We start from the raw sequence: 14,009 nt of genomic DNA on the forward strand, positions 1-14,009 counted from the left end.
GGATGCCTCCGCCTGGAGTCGCATCGGTCGGGAGGGTTGTCCGAGCGGCCGATGGACCTGGTCTTGAAAACCAGTGGGCAGCAATGTCCCGTGGGTTCGAATCCCACACCCTCCGCAGGAGTGAGTCGATGCTGTTGCGCGGCGTCGAGGCTCAGCCGATCTTCGACAGCATCACGTTGCGGGAGCCCTCGGGGCTGGCGAAGAGCGCACCGCAGTTCGCGTCGACGGTGACCTCGGTGTCGTTGGGTCCGGGCGAGTGCCGCAGCTCCAGCGGGCCCAGGTCGCCGTCGGGAAGCTCGACCTCGTACGAGATCGTCCGCCTCTCGCCCATCTCGAGGAGAAGGGTCCGGCTGACCGCGGTGTTGTCATGGTCGACGCCGGAACGGTCGCGGAACCGATTGCCCTGCCAGTTCGCGGAGTCCTGCCAGTCGCCCCGCTTGGGGTCGGTCGACAGGATCTCCGCCCCGGGAGGGGCGAAGAACAGCACGTCCAGCATCATCGTGCGCGGATCGATCCCACGGAACTGGTTGCGCAGCCCCAGCGTGTACTCGCTCTTGATGTCCTCGCTCATGCGACTGTGCAGGTCCATCGTGACCGTGATCGTGCGCTCCTCCACGTTGCAGCTGGCACGCTGCGTGTAGTCGAGCCAGTAGTTGAGCTTTCCGACGGTGTAGTCGTTGAAGTAGATGCCGAGCTGCGTGGCCTCCGTCGTGTCCTCCCGGAGGACGCCGTCCACGCCGTACTCGTGCGCGAGCGACTGCAGGCCGTCATCCTCGAACCACGCGAACACACGGCCCTCTTCAGCGCTCCGCACGAGCTGATCCCACATCGCGCCGATCTCCCAGCCTCCGCCGGTGAGAGCGTCGAACATGACCGATGTCACCTCGCTGAAGTACGCGTCCATCGCGGCGTTGTCGGTCCCGAACCGCTCGTACGGCTCGCTCATCAGCAAGGAGGCCGTGTTCTCGGAGCTCACCGTCTCGCCGGAGGCCAGGGTCAGCGGACCCGTCGCCTCGAGCATGTGGGCCAGCACGATCGGGTCGATCGAGATCACCCCGTCGAACTCCGGCTTCCCGGTCAACTCCCGCGTCGCCTGGAACAGCTCTACGGCGCGAGGGAAGTGCGGGGTCATCGTGAAGTTCGACGACCAGTTCGCGAGCTCGAAGGGGTACAGCGAGCGGGTCTCCGCCGGCAGCTTGATGAGCGAGCCGTTGACCGTGTCGAAGCCCAGCGAGGGAAGTTCGCTGTACATCAGGTCCACGCCGTTCTCCTGGCCGAGCAGCTCCATCCGGCCGTTGTCGACCTTCAGCACCAGCCAATGCGCGGGCCCGCCGCCCGTCGCCCGGATCTCCGCCGGCGTCTGGATCATCAGCTGGTACAGCATGGGCTTGTCCGCGCCGGCGGCGTGCAGGATCGCCGGGAGGTGCTCCTGCACGATGTTCAGCGCCGGAACGGCCACCGCGATCAACTCCACCATCGAGTCGAGGGGTTCGTACACGGCGGGGAGCACGCCCGTCCGGTCCATGCCCGCGGCGATCGCCGACGCATCCTCGAGAGACGAGATGATCGTCGGCAGGACCGGTCCGGCCCCGAGGAAGGGCCGCAGGTCGATCCCGAGGCTGTCCTCGCTGCGCTCATCCGTGCCGGCGGCGGCCATCATGGCGACCAGGGGTGGAAGCGACTGCGACGTGATCGTGTGCACCGCTTCTGCCACGGTGCGCACCGCGAGCACGTTGTTGCCGACCTGGGGGACCTCCGCGGCGAGATCCCACAGGACGCCGTTCGACGTGGCTCGTGCCCGTTCCGTCCGGATGACGACGTCGTCGCTCGCCTGCTGCAGCCCGGCGACATCCATGGAGACGGCGGCGGCGGCGAGCACCTTCAGTTGCTCCTTCGCGGCTTCCATGTCGTCGCGGACCTGCAGTACCTGCTGCACGAACGCCCCGACGGTGAACAGCCCGACGAGAAGCACCGTCGCGACGGGGCCGACCACCACGCACAACAGGAGGTACCTGCGCCTGCGACGGAGCTGCGCCTTCGTCTCCCGTGCGGCGTGACGGGCAAGCGGGGTCGCGGCCGACCGTCCGCGGGCAGGACGGTGCTTCGTGGCTGGATGCGGTGCCGGCGAGGGCCCAGAGGCGGTCACGGCCAGGATGCTACCGGGTGACGGTGACGGAATTCTGACACGCGGGAGTCGATCGTCGCCGTGGCGCCCGCCCTCAGCGCACCCACAGGGCGGTGTGTAAGGATACCCCGATGCCTCGGCAGCGCTGTGACGTTGTGCGAGCGAATGATGGAACGACTGTGGAATTCTTGTCTGCGGTGACGTCGCGCGGGTTGCCCACCACGTCTTCCGCGGTGTGACGCCCCCGATCGGGAAGGGAACCGAGTGAGTTCGACGCACAAGCCCACGAGGCGCGGCCGCCGCACGGTGGCCCGTCACGGTGAGCTGTCGTCTCCGAGCCCGTTCGGTTTCATCCTGAAGCTCGTCGGCATCGTCGCCGCCGTCGTGCTGGTGTCGGGCGCCGGCGTCGCCGCGTACGCCGCCACGGACTTCACGGCGAGCTTCACCGAAGGCGCGGTCGAGCTCGAGGGGCAGGGCGCCGTCCCGCCCGACATCGGCGCGATCGAGGGCGGCGTCGATGTGCTCCTCGTCGGCACCGACGAGTGCGAAGAGCAGTACGCGTACCTGTTCGGCGACCGCTGCACGGGAGCGGACGCCGCGGGGCAGCTCAACGACGTCAACATGCTCGTGCACATCTCCGACAATCCGCGTCGCGTCACCGTGGTGTCGTTCCCGCGTGACCTCATGGTGCCGATCCCGTCGTGCACTCGCGAGGACGGCTCGACCACGTCGGCGACCACCAAGACGCAGATCAACGAAGCGTGGAGTTACGGCGGACTCTCCTGCGTCGCCAAGACGATCAAGGAGCTCAGCGGCCAGAACATCCCGTTCGCTGCGAAGGTGAGCTTCGGCAACGTCATCAACATCACCGATGCGATCGGCGGCGTCGACGTCTGCATCGGCAACGGCGGCATCAAAGACAAGTACACCGGCATCAACTGGCCGGCGGGTCCCCGCACGATCCAGGGCGTCGAGGCGCTGCAGTTCCTGCGCACCCGCCACGGCCTGCAGAACGGCAGCGACCTGGCACGCATCAGCAACCAGCAGCAGTACATGTCGAGCCTCGCGCGCAAGCTCGTGAGCGACGAGGTGCTGTCGAACCCGGCGACGCTGTACAAGCTCGCGGCGACCGCGGTCGACAACATCACGCCGAGCAAGTCGCTGACCAACCCGATGACGCTGGTGCAGATCGCGCTGGCCGTCAAGAACGTGCCCTTCGAAGACATCGTGTTCGTTCAGTACCCGGTGCTCACCGACCCCGCCGACGTCAACCGCGTGGTGCCCGACTACGACTCGGCCGAACAGCTGTGGGCGGCGCTCGCGGCGAACGAGTCGCTCGAGGTCACGCATGACCAAGACCTCACCGGAGGAGTGATCGTGGCCGACCCGCAGCCCACCGAGCCGCCCGCCGACCCCGCCCCCACGGCGACCGCCGACCCGTCGGCGACGCCCGACCCCAGTGAGACCCCCGTGGCGCTTCCGAACAACATCCCGGGCCAGAACGCGGCCCAGCAGACCTGCTCTGCCGGCAACGTCAGGTCCAACGGCTGATGGCATCGGACAAGCGGCCCTCGAGAGGGGGCCAGACGCCCCTTGCGCGCCACGGAGTGCTGAAGTCGCGGCATCCGTTCATGACCCTCTTCGCGATGTTCGGAGTCGTGCTCGCCGTCTTCGGCGTGAGCGCGGCGGGCATCGCGGCCTACAACCTGTTCGACGCCACGCAGACGATCACCGCGAACGCCGTCGTGCTCGACGAGGAGAAGCCACTGCCGCCGTCGCTGGGTGCGATCGAGGGCGGCGTGAACATCCTCATGGTCGGCACCGACTCGTGCGAAGGTGCGAACGCCGCGCTGTCGGGGGCGTGCCAGGCCAAGGCGACCGAGGGTGAGCGCAACGACGTCACGATGCTCGTGCACATCTCGGACGAGCCCCGCCGCGTGACCGTGGTGTCGTTCCCACGTGACATGCTCGTGCCGATCCCGTCGTGCCCGAAGGAGGACGGCAGCGGCAGCTACTCAGCGATGTCGTCGCAGATGCTCAACGCGTCCTACCAGTACGGCGGGCTTGCGTGCACCGTGCTCACGATCGAGTCCCTCATCGGGGATCAGATCGACTTCGCCGCGGCGATCCGCTGGACCGGCGTCATCAACATGTCCGACGCCATCGGCGGCGTCGACGTCTGCGTCGCCGGCGACATCAGCGATTCGCACACCGGACTCAAGCTGACCGCAGGCACCCACACGCTGCAGGGTGTGCAGGCGCTGCAGTTCCTGCGCATCCGCCACGGCATCGGCGACGGCTCCGACCTCGGCCGCATCTCGAACCAGCAGCAGTTCATGTCGTCGATGGTGCGCAAGCTGCAGTCCGATTCGGTGCTCGCCAACCCCGCGACGCTGCTGAACCTCGCGACCACGGCGATCAGCCAGGTGCAGCAGGAGCAGCTCGTTTTGAGCTCCGGCCTCACGAACCCGACGCTCATGGTGCAGATCGCGATGGCGGTCAAGGACGTGCCGTACGAGGACATCGTCTTCGTGCAGTACCCGACGCGCTACGCCGCGGGCGACGGCGCCAGCCGCGTGATGCCGGTGAAGGATGCCGCGAACGTGCTCTTCGAGGCGCTCAAGGCCAACCAGCCGCTGACGCTGACGGGCGACGCGAGCCAGGGCTACGGCGTCGAGGTGACCGGCGAGGCCGTCAAGCCCGAGGCGGCTCCGACGCCCGCCGCGACCGAGGCCGCCGGCGAGACGCCCGCGGCTGAAGCTCCGGTCACCGAGACTCCGGCGGCGGAGACGCGTGTCGAGCTGCCGTCGGCGATCGCGGGGCAGACCGCGGCGCAGACCACCTGCACGCAGCCCGAGGGCCGGTAGCCGACCAGCTGTCGTCGCTCGGATGCGCTGATTCGCCCACGTGAGCTCCAGCTCACACGGGGTGGCCGAGGCTGTCGGTGCGGTCGGACTGCGTCGAGAACTTCGAGATGAAGACGAGCCAGCTGCCGTCGGGCTGCTGCGTCGCGACGCCGCCGTCCTGCCAGATGCCGTTCTCGGGGAACCATTGCGACCCGGCGGGGTCGCCCTGGTTCTGATGGACGTTATGGATGCCTTGCACCGACGCCGGTGCCGCGCCCTCGGGGAACGGCTCGCCCCAGACGAGCGTGAGCGCGCCGACGTGCAGCGTCGCCTCCAGCGCCTGCGACGCCTGGAGCTGGTCGCCGGAGCGCCACGGCCGGAGGAACGTCACCCAGAAGGGCGAACGATCGGCCGCCACGGCATCCCGTGCACGGAACAGCCACTGCAGGAACCAGCGGATGCCGACGACCCGCAGCTCGCGGTGCCGGATGACATCGAGGGCGCCCGACGTGGGGGAGGAGAGGAGCTTCGTGAAGCCCAGAGCAGGCGGCGCAGGCCAGCCCAGCCTCGCGCCCGTGGTGCGGATGGTCTTCCACGGCACCCCCGCGGCGGAGTTCTTGCTGTCGACGTCGACCGCGACGCGGTAGTCGCGGGCCCCGCTGCGCAGCTTCAGGTCGACGTGCCACCATCGCCCGAACTCGTCCGGGTCGTCGCGCTCGTGCGACTCGAGGGTTCCGCTGAGCACTCCGTACTGTGTGAACGGCATACCGGGATGAGCGAGCCGCGACCACCGGTGATACCCACGGCGGATTCCACGCGTGCAAGAAGCGGTCCCGGTCTCGGTTATGATTGCTGGGTGCATCCGCGCCCTCGCGGCCGGATGCCTGGAGACGTCGCATAGTCAGGCCTAGTGCACCACCCTGCTAAGGTGGAGTCCTCGCAAGGGGACCGAGGGTTCAAATCCCTCCGTCTCCGCAGAGTTAGATGGCCCGAGATCCCTTGAAAACACTGGGATCGCGGGCCATAGGCATTTCATAGAATCCCGATTTGCGTCCCGTTTGCGTCAGAAGCGCAAAGAGGGGGTGATGAACGCGCTGCGAGAGCCCGATCTCATCGGGCTCTGCTGGTGCCTTGTGGACTCAGCTCGTGGGTCGGCCGAGCAGTCGCGTCACGCCAGCCTTGTCGGCCGCAGAGTTCAGTGCGTCCGACACGGAGTCCAGGTCCGTGTCGAACAGATCAGAGTAGACGTCGAGCGTCATGGCCGCAGATGTGTGGCCGAGCATTCTCTGAATCGTCTTCACGTTGGCGCCCGCCTGAACCGCGAGCGATGCGGCCGTATGCCGCAGGTCGTGCGTCGTCATCGGCGGCAGGTCCGCCTCTGCGAGAGCCGTCTTGAACCACGACTTCGACCCGTCACTCGAGCGGGTTCGACGCAGATGTTGCCCGTCCCTTCCGGGGAACACGAGTGCTGCCCGCGGCCGGCCTTCGACGGTGGCGGCCAATTCGTCCAGCAAGAACCTGGGGATCGGTACGAGCCGACCGCTGTGCGACTTCGGCGTGCCGACGTGGATCTTGCCGTGGACTTCGACAGCGTTCGTGGTGACATGCAATCGGCCGCGCTCGAGGTCGAGATCCATCACACGCAGCGCGATCGCCTCGCCCCACCGAATTCCCGTGTAGGCGAGGACGAGAACGAGGAGCTTGCGCTCGCCGGACGCCTGCGCCAGTCGCGCGACTTCCTCGTGGCTGAGGTAGCCGTGTCGCCCGCGCGTCTTGCGCGGTAGTCCGATCCGTCCCATTCGTGCGGGGTTCGAGGGGATGCGGCCGTCGTAGACGGCGTCGTCGAGAATGCTCGCAAGCACTCCGAAGGTACGAATCGTCACGGTGGCGCCGGTCTCCTGCGTGAGCTTGGCAACCCACGCGCGCACGTCCGTGTGTCGGATATCCCCGACCTCCCAGCGACCCCAGGTCGGCTGCACTCTTAGTCGCCATGCAGTGGACACTGGCGCGAACGACGAAGGCTTCATCGAGTGCCGCTTCGCCTCTAGCCACAGTTCGCCCAGAGAATCCACCGTGACTCGGGCAGCTTGCGGATCGATGAAGCTGCCTTTCGCGCGCGACGATTCGACGTCAGCCAGCCAGAGTTCGGCATCGCGTTTGCGGACGAAGCCTCGCTTCCCGCCTCTCGTGCCATCAGGCTTCTGATAGCGCACCTCGTATCGCTTGCCATTAGCCGAGGCGTACGGGCGAACGCTACCCACCGGCCGGTCGACCGGCGTTGTAGTTCACGCCTTCGAGCCGGCCCGTTTTGCGGGCGTCGATGATCCACTGCGAAGCCGTTCGGTGCGGAATGCCAAGCTCCTGTTGGATCAGTTGCGCAGGCGGCAGTCCGGCAAGCGCAGCCGTGCCGTACAGGAGCTCGATTGCTTCCATCCGTGCCGCCCCGCCCCCACGCCGCACAACCTCGGCAGCAACAGCTGGTGGCAGGATTCGGCCCGCAGCAGTCGTCAGTTCAGCGATGCAGATCCACTTCGCGAGTGGATCTTGTTCCTCATCAAGAGTGAGGAAGATGCATCGCGGTGCCGCGTTCTGGACGATGGCTTGCATCCCGACCTTCGCGACCGTGGGGTAATTCAGTTCAACATCGTCCTGCGTCGCGACGTTGGTCACGCCTTTGATGACGTACCGTCCCGCGCTGCGTACGTAACGCACCGTGAGAGACGTCGCGATGCCGAGTGCCTCGTTCGTCGATGCCGCAACGAACTCAGGGGCAATGCGCAGTGCGGACCCGACTGACTCCGTGGCGTCGCGCCAAGTGAGTTCCTGACCGTCGGGTGTCTTCACGTCGACCTTCACCCCCTTAGTTTGTCTAACCGCACGATGCTTGCCCATCACCTCTTGTAAAGCGTATCAGAAAGTGCTTCACTCATGTTGAACCTACTGGAACATAGGCACGGAGGTCTGAACATGGCAAGCATCATCGACCTGCGATCGGAGGACCCGGAACACACGTTCCTAACTCCCCAAGAACTCGCCGACATGCTGCAGACGATCCCTCTCAGCAGACTCGGCGCGTGGCGTCGGAACGGGGAGGGGCCCAGGTATCTGAAGTGGGGACGCACCGTCGTCTACAAGCTGTCCGACATCGACGCGTGGCTCCAGGAGTCCACGCATCGATCGACGAGCGACCGAGTCCCTGCGGCTCGGAGGCCGCGGTGAAGATCGTCGCGGTCGCCAGCCAGAAGGGCGGCGTGGGAAAGACCACCGTCGCGATGCAGCTGGGCGCGGCACTCGCCGCAGCGCACCGGGTACTCGTCGTCGACGTTGATCGCCAGCAGTCGATGGTGTCGTGGGCGGAGAACGCCCGCCATTCGCTTCCCTTCGACTTCGCAATCAGCCAGCATCCCAAGGCGCTGGGGCGGCTGGTTGAGCTGGCCGATTATGAGTTCGTCTTGGTGGATACCCCGGGCAGCTTGGAGGACACCGCGGTCCTTGAGGCGGTGCTCGACGCGGCTGATTTCGCGCTGGTCCCGCTTACCCCGGAGCCGTTGGCCGTCGATCCCACATTGCGCACGTTGCATCGGCTGATCGAGCCGCGGCAGATGCGGCATGGGGTGGTGCTGAATCGGATCGACCCGCGCGTGCCGGGCCAGTTGGAGCATTGGCAGGAAGCGCTCGATATGACGCTCGGAGTGCCCCGCCTGAATGCGTATCTCCGTCAGTACAAGGTGCAGGCGGACGCCCCGGTGCTCGGTGAGCTGGTCACGAGCATGCGACGCAACCGCCGCACTGAGGGCGCGATCTCTGACGTCACCGGAATCGCTCGTGAACTCGAGCACCTGCTGTCGCCGACAGTGGCCGGGAGGTGGTGATGATGCCTCGGATCGACCTCACCGAGAGCCTCGAGGACGCTCGCGCCCGGATCCAGGCGGAACTGCCGCCTGATCAGCGGGGGTTGGCGAAGTACGAGCAGCTCACGCGGAAGGAGACGTTGCTTCGGGATGACCAACTGCCGGCTCTGACGGCGCTCGCGCGCGTTCTGATGGGTCGCCGTCGCAGGAAGGTGGAGCGGATCACCGAGAACACGCTCATCCGCGTCGCGATCGACCTTCTCCTCGTCCACACCGACGAGTTGCGCGGATCGACCGAGGACGAACTCCGGACGTCGGTGACTCCCGAACTCCGCAACTCCCGCAGTCCCGAACACTCGCACTCCGCGACTGCGGAACTGCGCGACTCCCGCACTGCCGAAGTTGAACAGTCCGGCACCTTCGAACCCCGGAACTTCTCAACGCTCGAACCCGCAGTCGCGGGCAGTCCGGCGCCGCGCGTACCGGGGTCACCGAATCCGGGGACAAACCGCGCTGTGGAGGTGCGGCGATGATCACCGTCACGGTGTACTCGACCGGGCCGGGGTGTGTCCGCTGCATGCTTACTTGTCGATGCCTGACCGCCGCGAGTATCCCGTTCATCGTGATCGACCTCACCGATCACCGCAACGCGGCGCATCGGGAGTTCGTGACCGACGAACTCGGATACACAGAAGCGCCCGTGGTGCTGGTCAACAACGACCCGCAGCACCACTGGTCCGTGTTCCGCCCCGACCTCATTGACCGCCTCGCTGCGCGCCTCCTCGAGCAGGGGAGCAACCGGTGACCCCGCAGAACCCGGACGCTGAGCCGGACCCGGGTCGCGAGGAACGCCGGCAGCGTGAGCGTGAGGCACGGCGTCGCTACCGGGACGCGCACGCCGACCAGATGCGGGAGTACAAGCGGGCGTGGCGGGAACGGAACGCCGCGCACATCCGGGAGTACCGGGCCGCGTACGACGCCGCGCATCCCGAGGTGAAGCGTGCGGAGGCCCGCCGCTACGCCGAGAAGAAACGACAGGAGCGGCGGCGGAAGCAGGCGCGGCAGGTCAGTTCGAAGAAGTACTACGAGGCGAACAAGGCGCAGCATCACGAGTACACCCGGCAGTGGCGGCTGCGGAAGCTCGCCGCGGATCCGGAGGGCTACCGTGCCGCCCGGGCGGTGATTCAGCGGCGTTGGTATGAGAAGCACCGGGATGAGCGCAACGCGAAGCTGCGCGCCGAGCACCGGGAGAACCCGGAACTGAAGCGTGCCGCCGCCCGCGCCTACTATGCCGCGCACGCGGAGGAGCAGAAGGCGAAACGGCGGGCGTACTACGCCGCCAACCGGGAGAAGGTGCTCGCTAGCAACCGGGCCTGGAAAGACCGCGAGAAGCGCCGCCGCGACGCCGGCCTGCCCCCACGTCGCCTGCACACCACCCCAGCTGCAGAACGTCGCGCCAACAAGGCGGCGGCAGATGAGTTCTTTTCCCGGGTCCGCGTCGCTGAGGAGATCGCCGCGCTGCGTCGTCCACCTACTTCGGTCGACTCTTTGCGACCCACCCCGCCCGAGCTCGTGGCGGCGCTGGAAAGAGATAACCAGCGCGCCCGCATCGAACACGCCGTGGCGACCGACTTCACGCTGGCCAGCCACAGGCGCGCAGCAGAAGCACGCCGCTGGGTAGCTGCGAAAAGGCCATCGGGACGCGAACTCCGCGCCGCCGCGGAGGACGCCCGCATGGACGCGATCGGCAAACAGGTGAACGACCGATTACGCCACCGCGACCCGCCACGCCGACCACATCACCTCGACCCCGCCGCACCACACCCGATGCTGAACCCGAACACCACGATGGGAATGAACCGATGACAGACAACGCAACGCCCCACCTTCTCGACCGAGCCCACACCGACAAGGTTCTCTATCTGGTCGCGGTCAGCGCCTTTACCTACTATCCAGGCAAGGAGCTCGACGAACCGGGGTACACGATCGATGAAGACGTGACGGCGTGCCTGAACTGGCTCGCCGGGCTCACCGAGCAGCAGATCGATTGGTTCGGCGAGACGATGCGAACGCTTATCGCCGATCCGACCGCGGATCGTCGCCCGTTCCTCAACGCCCTCGAACGGGTCACCGCCGACTAGGGCGAAACATGAGGTGGTCGCCGAGGGGCCTTCCCTGGCCCGTCATCGTAGCTCCCGCCGGGGCGACTCCGTTCCGGGCTTTCGCGGCGTGTGCTCCCTCGCTGCGCTCAGTCCGCCACTCCACGGTCCCGGCACTGCGCGCCCCTCTGGTCGCTCACGACGCCTCTGCCAGGGAAGGCCACAATACAGGTCGGCGGGAAGGAGCGCGATGACCCACACGCGACGTCGCCCGCTGTCCCGAAAGAATCAAGGAGCAGGAAACATGAACACCATCACCGGCTGGGACCACCTCGAAGAGGCTGTCGACCAGCTCGCCACCACCTTCGCACGGCTGCTCGACACACCCGATGAGGTCATCTGCAGCCTGCCATTTGCCGAAGCAGAAGCGCTGGCCGAAGTCTTCGAAGCCGGCATGCACGCCGACGTCGCCGCACGTCTCATGCACCGGTGGGCGCTGACCGAACCCAACTGGGCGGACGAGCATGGCGACGCCATCCGGCACTGGCTCGCTCTCGACGCCAACGCCGCACCGATCGCCAACTGAGCCGAAAACCGCGGCCGGTCAGCTGACGTTGTCCGGGGCCGAGACGACACTAGAGACATCCAACAAACCGGGAAAGGGGAGCGAGCAGATGTCACTTATCGCGCTGAACATAGCGCTGGCCGTGTCGACGCTGTGCGCCGTGGGCCTCGTCGTCACGGTACCTTCGCTCGCCATCGCGGCACTCCGGGGCGACGTCACCCGTTCGCTCCGCATCGCCGGCGTGCTAGTCGGGATCACCGCATGCGCAGCGGTATCTTCGGCGCTGGCCGGCACCGGAGCTGTGGACTATCTCGTGTCTGCCTGAGGTTGATCAGCGTCGGAGGTCAGAGACCGTCGCACAGCGGCCTCGCTGACGCCGAGCGCGCGGCCAATCTGCACGAACGACCGGCCTTGCCTTCGGAGCTCGCGCGCGATCGCGACCTTGTCCTCAGTCATCACCCGTGGCCGCCCCGGTCGTCGCCCGGTGGCAGCCGCCGCGTCGAGCCCCTTCCGCGTGCGGAGACCGGCGAGCCGACTTCGTAGCCCTTCCAGCGCCTCCAGCACGTCGCCGGGGGACGCGGCGGTGGACGTCGTCGACAACGTCGGCTCGCTGAGACAGCGCAGGCTCACCCCGCCACGACGCAACTGAGTGACAGTGAGTACGAAATGGTCGACAGAGTGCGAGAGCCGCGCCGCCGTCGTGACCAAGAGGAGATCGCCGGGATGTAGCGCTCCCAGGCACGCGTCGAGTTCGGGACGAGACGCCGGACGCTCCTCAATGGCATCGATGAAGACCTGGGTCGCGCCTTGGTTCCGCAGCGTCTGCGCGTCCTCATCGGCATCATCGGTTGATAGAAGCGCACGCGTATAGCCGAGTGTCTCCGTCATCGCGAGAGTCCGCGGTCGGGCTGCGGCACCGGGATGACAGGTGCCGTGAGATCCGTGGCGCGGGGCCGCGCGGGGAGGCTTTGGCGCAGCGTGACGAGCCGGCCAGCGAGGCTCGCCTCGAGCGCCGGCCGCGCCCGGGAATCGGCAGGAAGGTCAAACGTCGGCAGCACTTCTTGCAGCGCAACCTGATGCAATTCAACGAGTAGTTCCGCCAACGGTTCCGGCGTCTTCTCGAGCGTCATGACGTAGTCGGTCATCGCGCGCAGCTCCGACAGCCAGCGCATCGCATTCGCGCTGGGCATCGCCGCCGACCTCGCACGATCCAATTCACGGACCGCTCCCGTGAAGCCGCCCGCACCGGGCTGCTCGACGTCATAGCGCGGCGCGCCGTCGCGGTCAATGATCGTCAGCCGGTCCACGTCGGCGGACGAGGTCAAGCGCTCGGCGAGGGCTCGTGTACCCTGCCAGCCCCCGTCATGGATCGCGACACTGGTGAACCGCGATGCGCGTCCGGCGCGCGCATCCAACAGATATCGGGATGCCGTCGACATGAGGCTCTCCGCTCGCGGCGTTCCCACCACGACGACCCGCGTCGCGAAGCCGTGCCGGCTGAACAGATCGGCCGTCGCGAGCGCGATGTCTGGAGTGTGGAAAGTCCCCTCGAGCAGCAGCGACCTGCCAGAAGTCCGCGCATGTGCGATGCAGCTGCGCAGCCAGTCTGCAGTCGACTCCGCCAGGATCTGCGGCGCCTCGACAGAACGCGAACGACTCAACTCCCAGAAATGCGGATGGAAAGCACGCAAGTCATCGCCGCTCAGCGCCACCGTGTCTCTGGGGGAGTCGGCGAGCAGAAGGGAGGTCGCACGCGACTTGCCAGCCCCCGGTTGCCCACCCAGCAACAGCAGGGTGGGAGTCTCCACTTGTGGGTGCGGCGGAAAGACGATCGGAAGGATCTGGTCTTCAAAGATCCGCAGCCGCTCCTCCTCGGACGGCGTCCACTCCGTCATTGCAACCTCGAGGTCAGCTCCGAGAGCCGCTCGTCGAGGAGCGCGCGGTGCAGGTCCACTCCAGCACGGTCGAAACCATCGACGCCGAGAACGCCTTGACGAATCTCACGGGCGGCCGAGAGCGATTCCTTCTCGCTCATTGCGCCCGTTGCCGACAGCCGGAGCAGAAGCGCGATCGCCGCATTGGCGGTCTCTCGCAACGCGTCATAGGCAACGACGTCGTTCGCCCGCCACGCTGACGATTCACCAGCCATGAGACCTCCCGATCGAAGTCTATCGCCGCGTCACAAACGTCACTGGCGGCATTTTGACGTGCACTCAACAGGCATGCTTCGATCACTTGAGCAATCCCCCTCGGACAAGCCCGTTGCCCGCGCCGGAGTCGAGACCCATCTTGACGGCTGCCGATTTGCGACTGGACCCAACCAACGGCGTTGGCGAAGCCTCCCGACAGACCTGATCGGTCAGCCGCGGCGGCTGGCTGTGCTGTCCGCCCGCCTCCGCGGGAGTTGTTCGCCATGAAGCCTGCGGCAGTCTACGGTCGGCGCCGCTGCACGCAAGCAGCTGACGCTGCCGGCTCCTCCGAGACTTTCGGCACGCGGTCGCTGCGCTCCCTTATCTCGCACCG

General features: G+C 66.8%; 17 protein-coding genes and 2 tRNA genes. 12 read left to right on the forward strand and 7 right to left on the reverse strand.

From position 1 onward, the window contains the following. Positions 1-30 precede the first annotated feature (30 nt). A tRNA-Ser gene (locus tag ACLBXX_RS02645) sits at positions 31-115 on the forward strand. A 36-nt stretch (positions 116-151) separates the two neighbouring features. Here ACLBXX_RS02645 and ACLBXX_RS02650 read toward each other — a convergent pair. Next, on the reverse strand, positions 152-1,996 hold the full coding sequence (locus tag ACLBXX_RS02650; protein ID WP_447656696.1) for a DUF4012 domain-containing protein: 1,845 nt from the start codon (positions 1,994-1,996) through the stop codon (positions 152-154). A 393-nt stretch (positions 1,997-2,389) separates the two neighbouring features. Between ACLBXX_RS02650 and ACLBXX_RS02655 the strand changes: the two genes are divergently transcribed. Together ACLBXX_RS02655 and ACLBXX_RS02660 are read left to right on the forward strand one after the other, a co-directional pair. Continuing rightward, positions 2,390-3,676, forward strand: coding sequence for an LCP family glycopolymer transferase (locus tag ACLBXX_RS02655; RefSeq protein ID WP_447656697.1), 1,287 nt, complete (start codon positions 2,390-2,392; stop codon positions 3,674-3,676). A gap of 80 nt (positions 3,677-3,756) precedes the next feature. Beyond that, positions 3,757-4,992 (forward strand): LCP family protein, encoded by a 1,236-nt coding sequence (locus ACLBXX_RS02660; RefSeq protein ID WP_447656698.1) that lies wholly within the window; start codon positions 3,757-3,759, stop codon positions 4,990-4,992. A gap of 52 nt (positions 4,993-5,044) precedes the next feature. Here the strand turns inward: ACLBXX_RS02660 and ACLBXX_RS02665 are convergent, their stop codons facing one another. Continuing rightward, positions 5,045-5,737 carry a DUF2278 family protein gene (locus ACLBXX_RS02665; RefSeq protein ID WP_447656699.1) on the reverse strand — a complete coding sequence of 231 codons (693 nt, stop codon included), beginning with the start codon at positions 5,735-5,737 and terminating at the stop codon, positions 5,045-5,047. Between the two features lie 120 nt (positions 5,738-5,857). Between ACLBXX_RS02665 and ACLBXX_RS02670 the strand changes: the two genes are divergently transcribed. After that, positions 5,858-5,946, forward strand: a tRNA-Ser gene (locus ACLBXX_RS02670). A gap of 164 nt (positions 5,947-6,110) precedes the next feature. On the opposite strand, the gene ACLBXX_RS02675 is transcribed toward ACLBXX_RS02670, so the two are convergent. After that, positions 6,111-7,184 carry a tyrosine-type recombinase/integrase gene (locus ACLBXX_RS02675; protein ID WP_447656700.1) on the reverse strand — a complete coding sequence of 358 codons (1,074 nt, stop codon included), beginning with the start codon at positions 7,182-7,184 and terminating at the stop codon, positions 6,111-6,113. A 40-nt stretch (positions 7,185-7,224) separates the two neighbouring features. Beyond that, entirely contained in the window at positions 7,225-7,827 is a 603-nt protein-coding gene (locus ACLBXX_RS02680) for a hypothetical protein (protein WP_447656701.1), read from the reverse strand. Between the two features lie 111 nt (positions 7,828-7,938). Between ACLBXX_RS02680 and ACLBXX_RS02685 the strand changes: the two genes are divergently transcribed. The 8 genes from ACLBXX_RS02685 (at position 7,939) to ACLBXX_RS02720 (ending at position 11,811) form a co-directional block, all read left to right on the forward strand. Continuing rightward, positions 7,939-8,190 (forward strand): helix-turn-helix transcriptional regulator, encoded by a 252-nt coding sequence (locus tag ACLBXX_RS02685; RefSeq protein WP_447656702.1) that lies wholly within the window; start codon positions 7,939-7,941, stop codon positions 8,188-8,190. Then, positions 8,187-8,843 (forward strand): ParA family protein, encoded by a 657-nt coding sequence (locus tag ACLBXX_RS02690; protein ID WP_447656703.1) that lies wholly within the window; start codon positions 8,187-8,189, stop codon positions 8,841-8,843. Before ACLBXX_RS02685 ends, ACLBXX_RS02690 begins: the two co-directional genes overlap by 4 nt. A gap of 2 nt (positions 8,844-8,845) precedes the next feature. Next, positions 8,846-9,355, forward strand: coding sequence for a hypothetical protein (locus ACLBXX_RS02695; RefSeq protein ID WP_447656704.1), 510 nt, complete (start codon positions 8,846-8,848; stop codon positions 9,353-9,355). Beyond that, entirely contained in the window at positions 9,352-9,627 is a 276-nt protein-coding gene (locus tag ACLBXX_RS02700) for a glutaredoxin family protein (RefSeq protein WP_447656705.1), read from the forward strand. Before ACLBXX_RS02695 ends, ACLBXX_RS02700 begins: the two co-directional genes overlap by 4 nt. Next, positions 9,624-10,688, forward strand: coding sequence for a hypothetical protein (locus ACLBXX_RS02705; protein WP_447656706.1), 1,065 nt, complete (start codon positions 9,624-9,626; stop codon positions 10,686-10,688). The genes ACLBXX_RS02700 and ACLBXX_RS02705 overlap by 4 nt, the downstream gene beginning before the upstream one ends. After that, the gene (locus ACLBXX_RS02710; protein ID WP_447656707.1) at positions 10,685-10,963 is read left to right on the forward strand and encodes a hypothetical protein; all 279 of its coding nucleotides are present in this window, start codon (positions 10,685-10,687) and stop codon (positions 10,961-10,963) included. The genes ACLBXX_RS02705 and ACLBXX_RS02710 overlap by 4 nt, the downstream gene beginning before the upstream one ends. A gap of 262 nt (positions 10,964-11,225) precedes the next feature. Beyond that, positions 11,226-11,507: a hypothetical protein gene (locus ACLBXX_RS02715; RefSeq protein ID WP_447656708.1), complete on the forward strand. Its 282-nt coding sequence runs from the start codon at positions 11,226-11,228 to the stop codon at positions 11,505-11,507. A gap of 88 nt (positions 11,508-11,595) precedes the next feature. Further along, positions 11,596-11,811 (forward strand): hypothetical protein, encoded by a 216-nt coding sequence (locus ACLBXX_RS02720; RefSeq protein ID WP_447656709.1) that lies wholly within the window; start codon positions 11,596-11,598, stop codon positions 11,809-11,811. On the opposite strand, the gene ACLBXX_RS02725 is transcribed toward ACLBXX_RS02720, so the two are convergent. From ACLBXX_RS02725 to ACLBXX_RS02735, 3 genes are read right to left on the reverse strand one after another with little or no spacing between them, the layout of a single operon-like run. After that, positions 11,793-12,374 carry a recombinase family protein gene (locus ACLBXX_RS02725; protein ID WP_447656710.1) on the reverse strand — a complete coding sequence of 194 codons (582 nt, stop codon included), beginning with the start codon at positions 12,372-12,374 and terminating at the stop codon, positions 11,793-11,795. The genes ACLBXX_RS02720 and ACLBXX_RS02725 overlap by 19 nt on opposite strands. Further along, entirely contained in the window at positions 12,371-13,381 is a 1,011-nt protein-coding gene (locus ACLBXX_RS02730; protein WP_447656711.1) for a zeta toxin family protein, read from the reverse strand. Before ACLBXX_RS02730 ends, ACLBXX_RS02725 begins: the two co-directional genes overlap by 4 nt. Continuing rightward, positions 13,378-13,635: a hypothetical protein gene (locus tag ACLBXX_RS02735; RefSeq protein ID WP_447656712.1), complete on the reverse strand. Its 258-nt coding sequence runs from the start codon at positions 13,633-13,635 to the stop codon at positions 13,378-13,380. Before ACLBXX_RS02735 ends, ACLBXX_RS02730 begins: the two co-directional genes overlap by 4 nt. Positions 13,636-14,009: the final 374 nt, after the last annotated feature.

This window comes from Microbacterium sp. C23T (assembly GCF_053345975.1).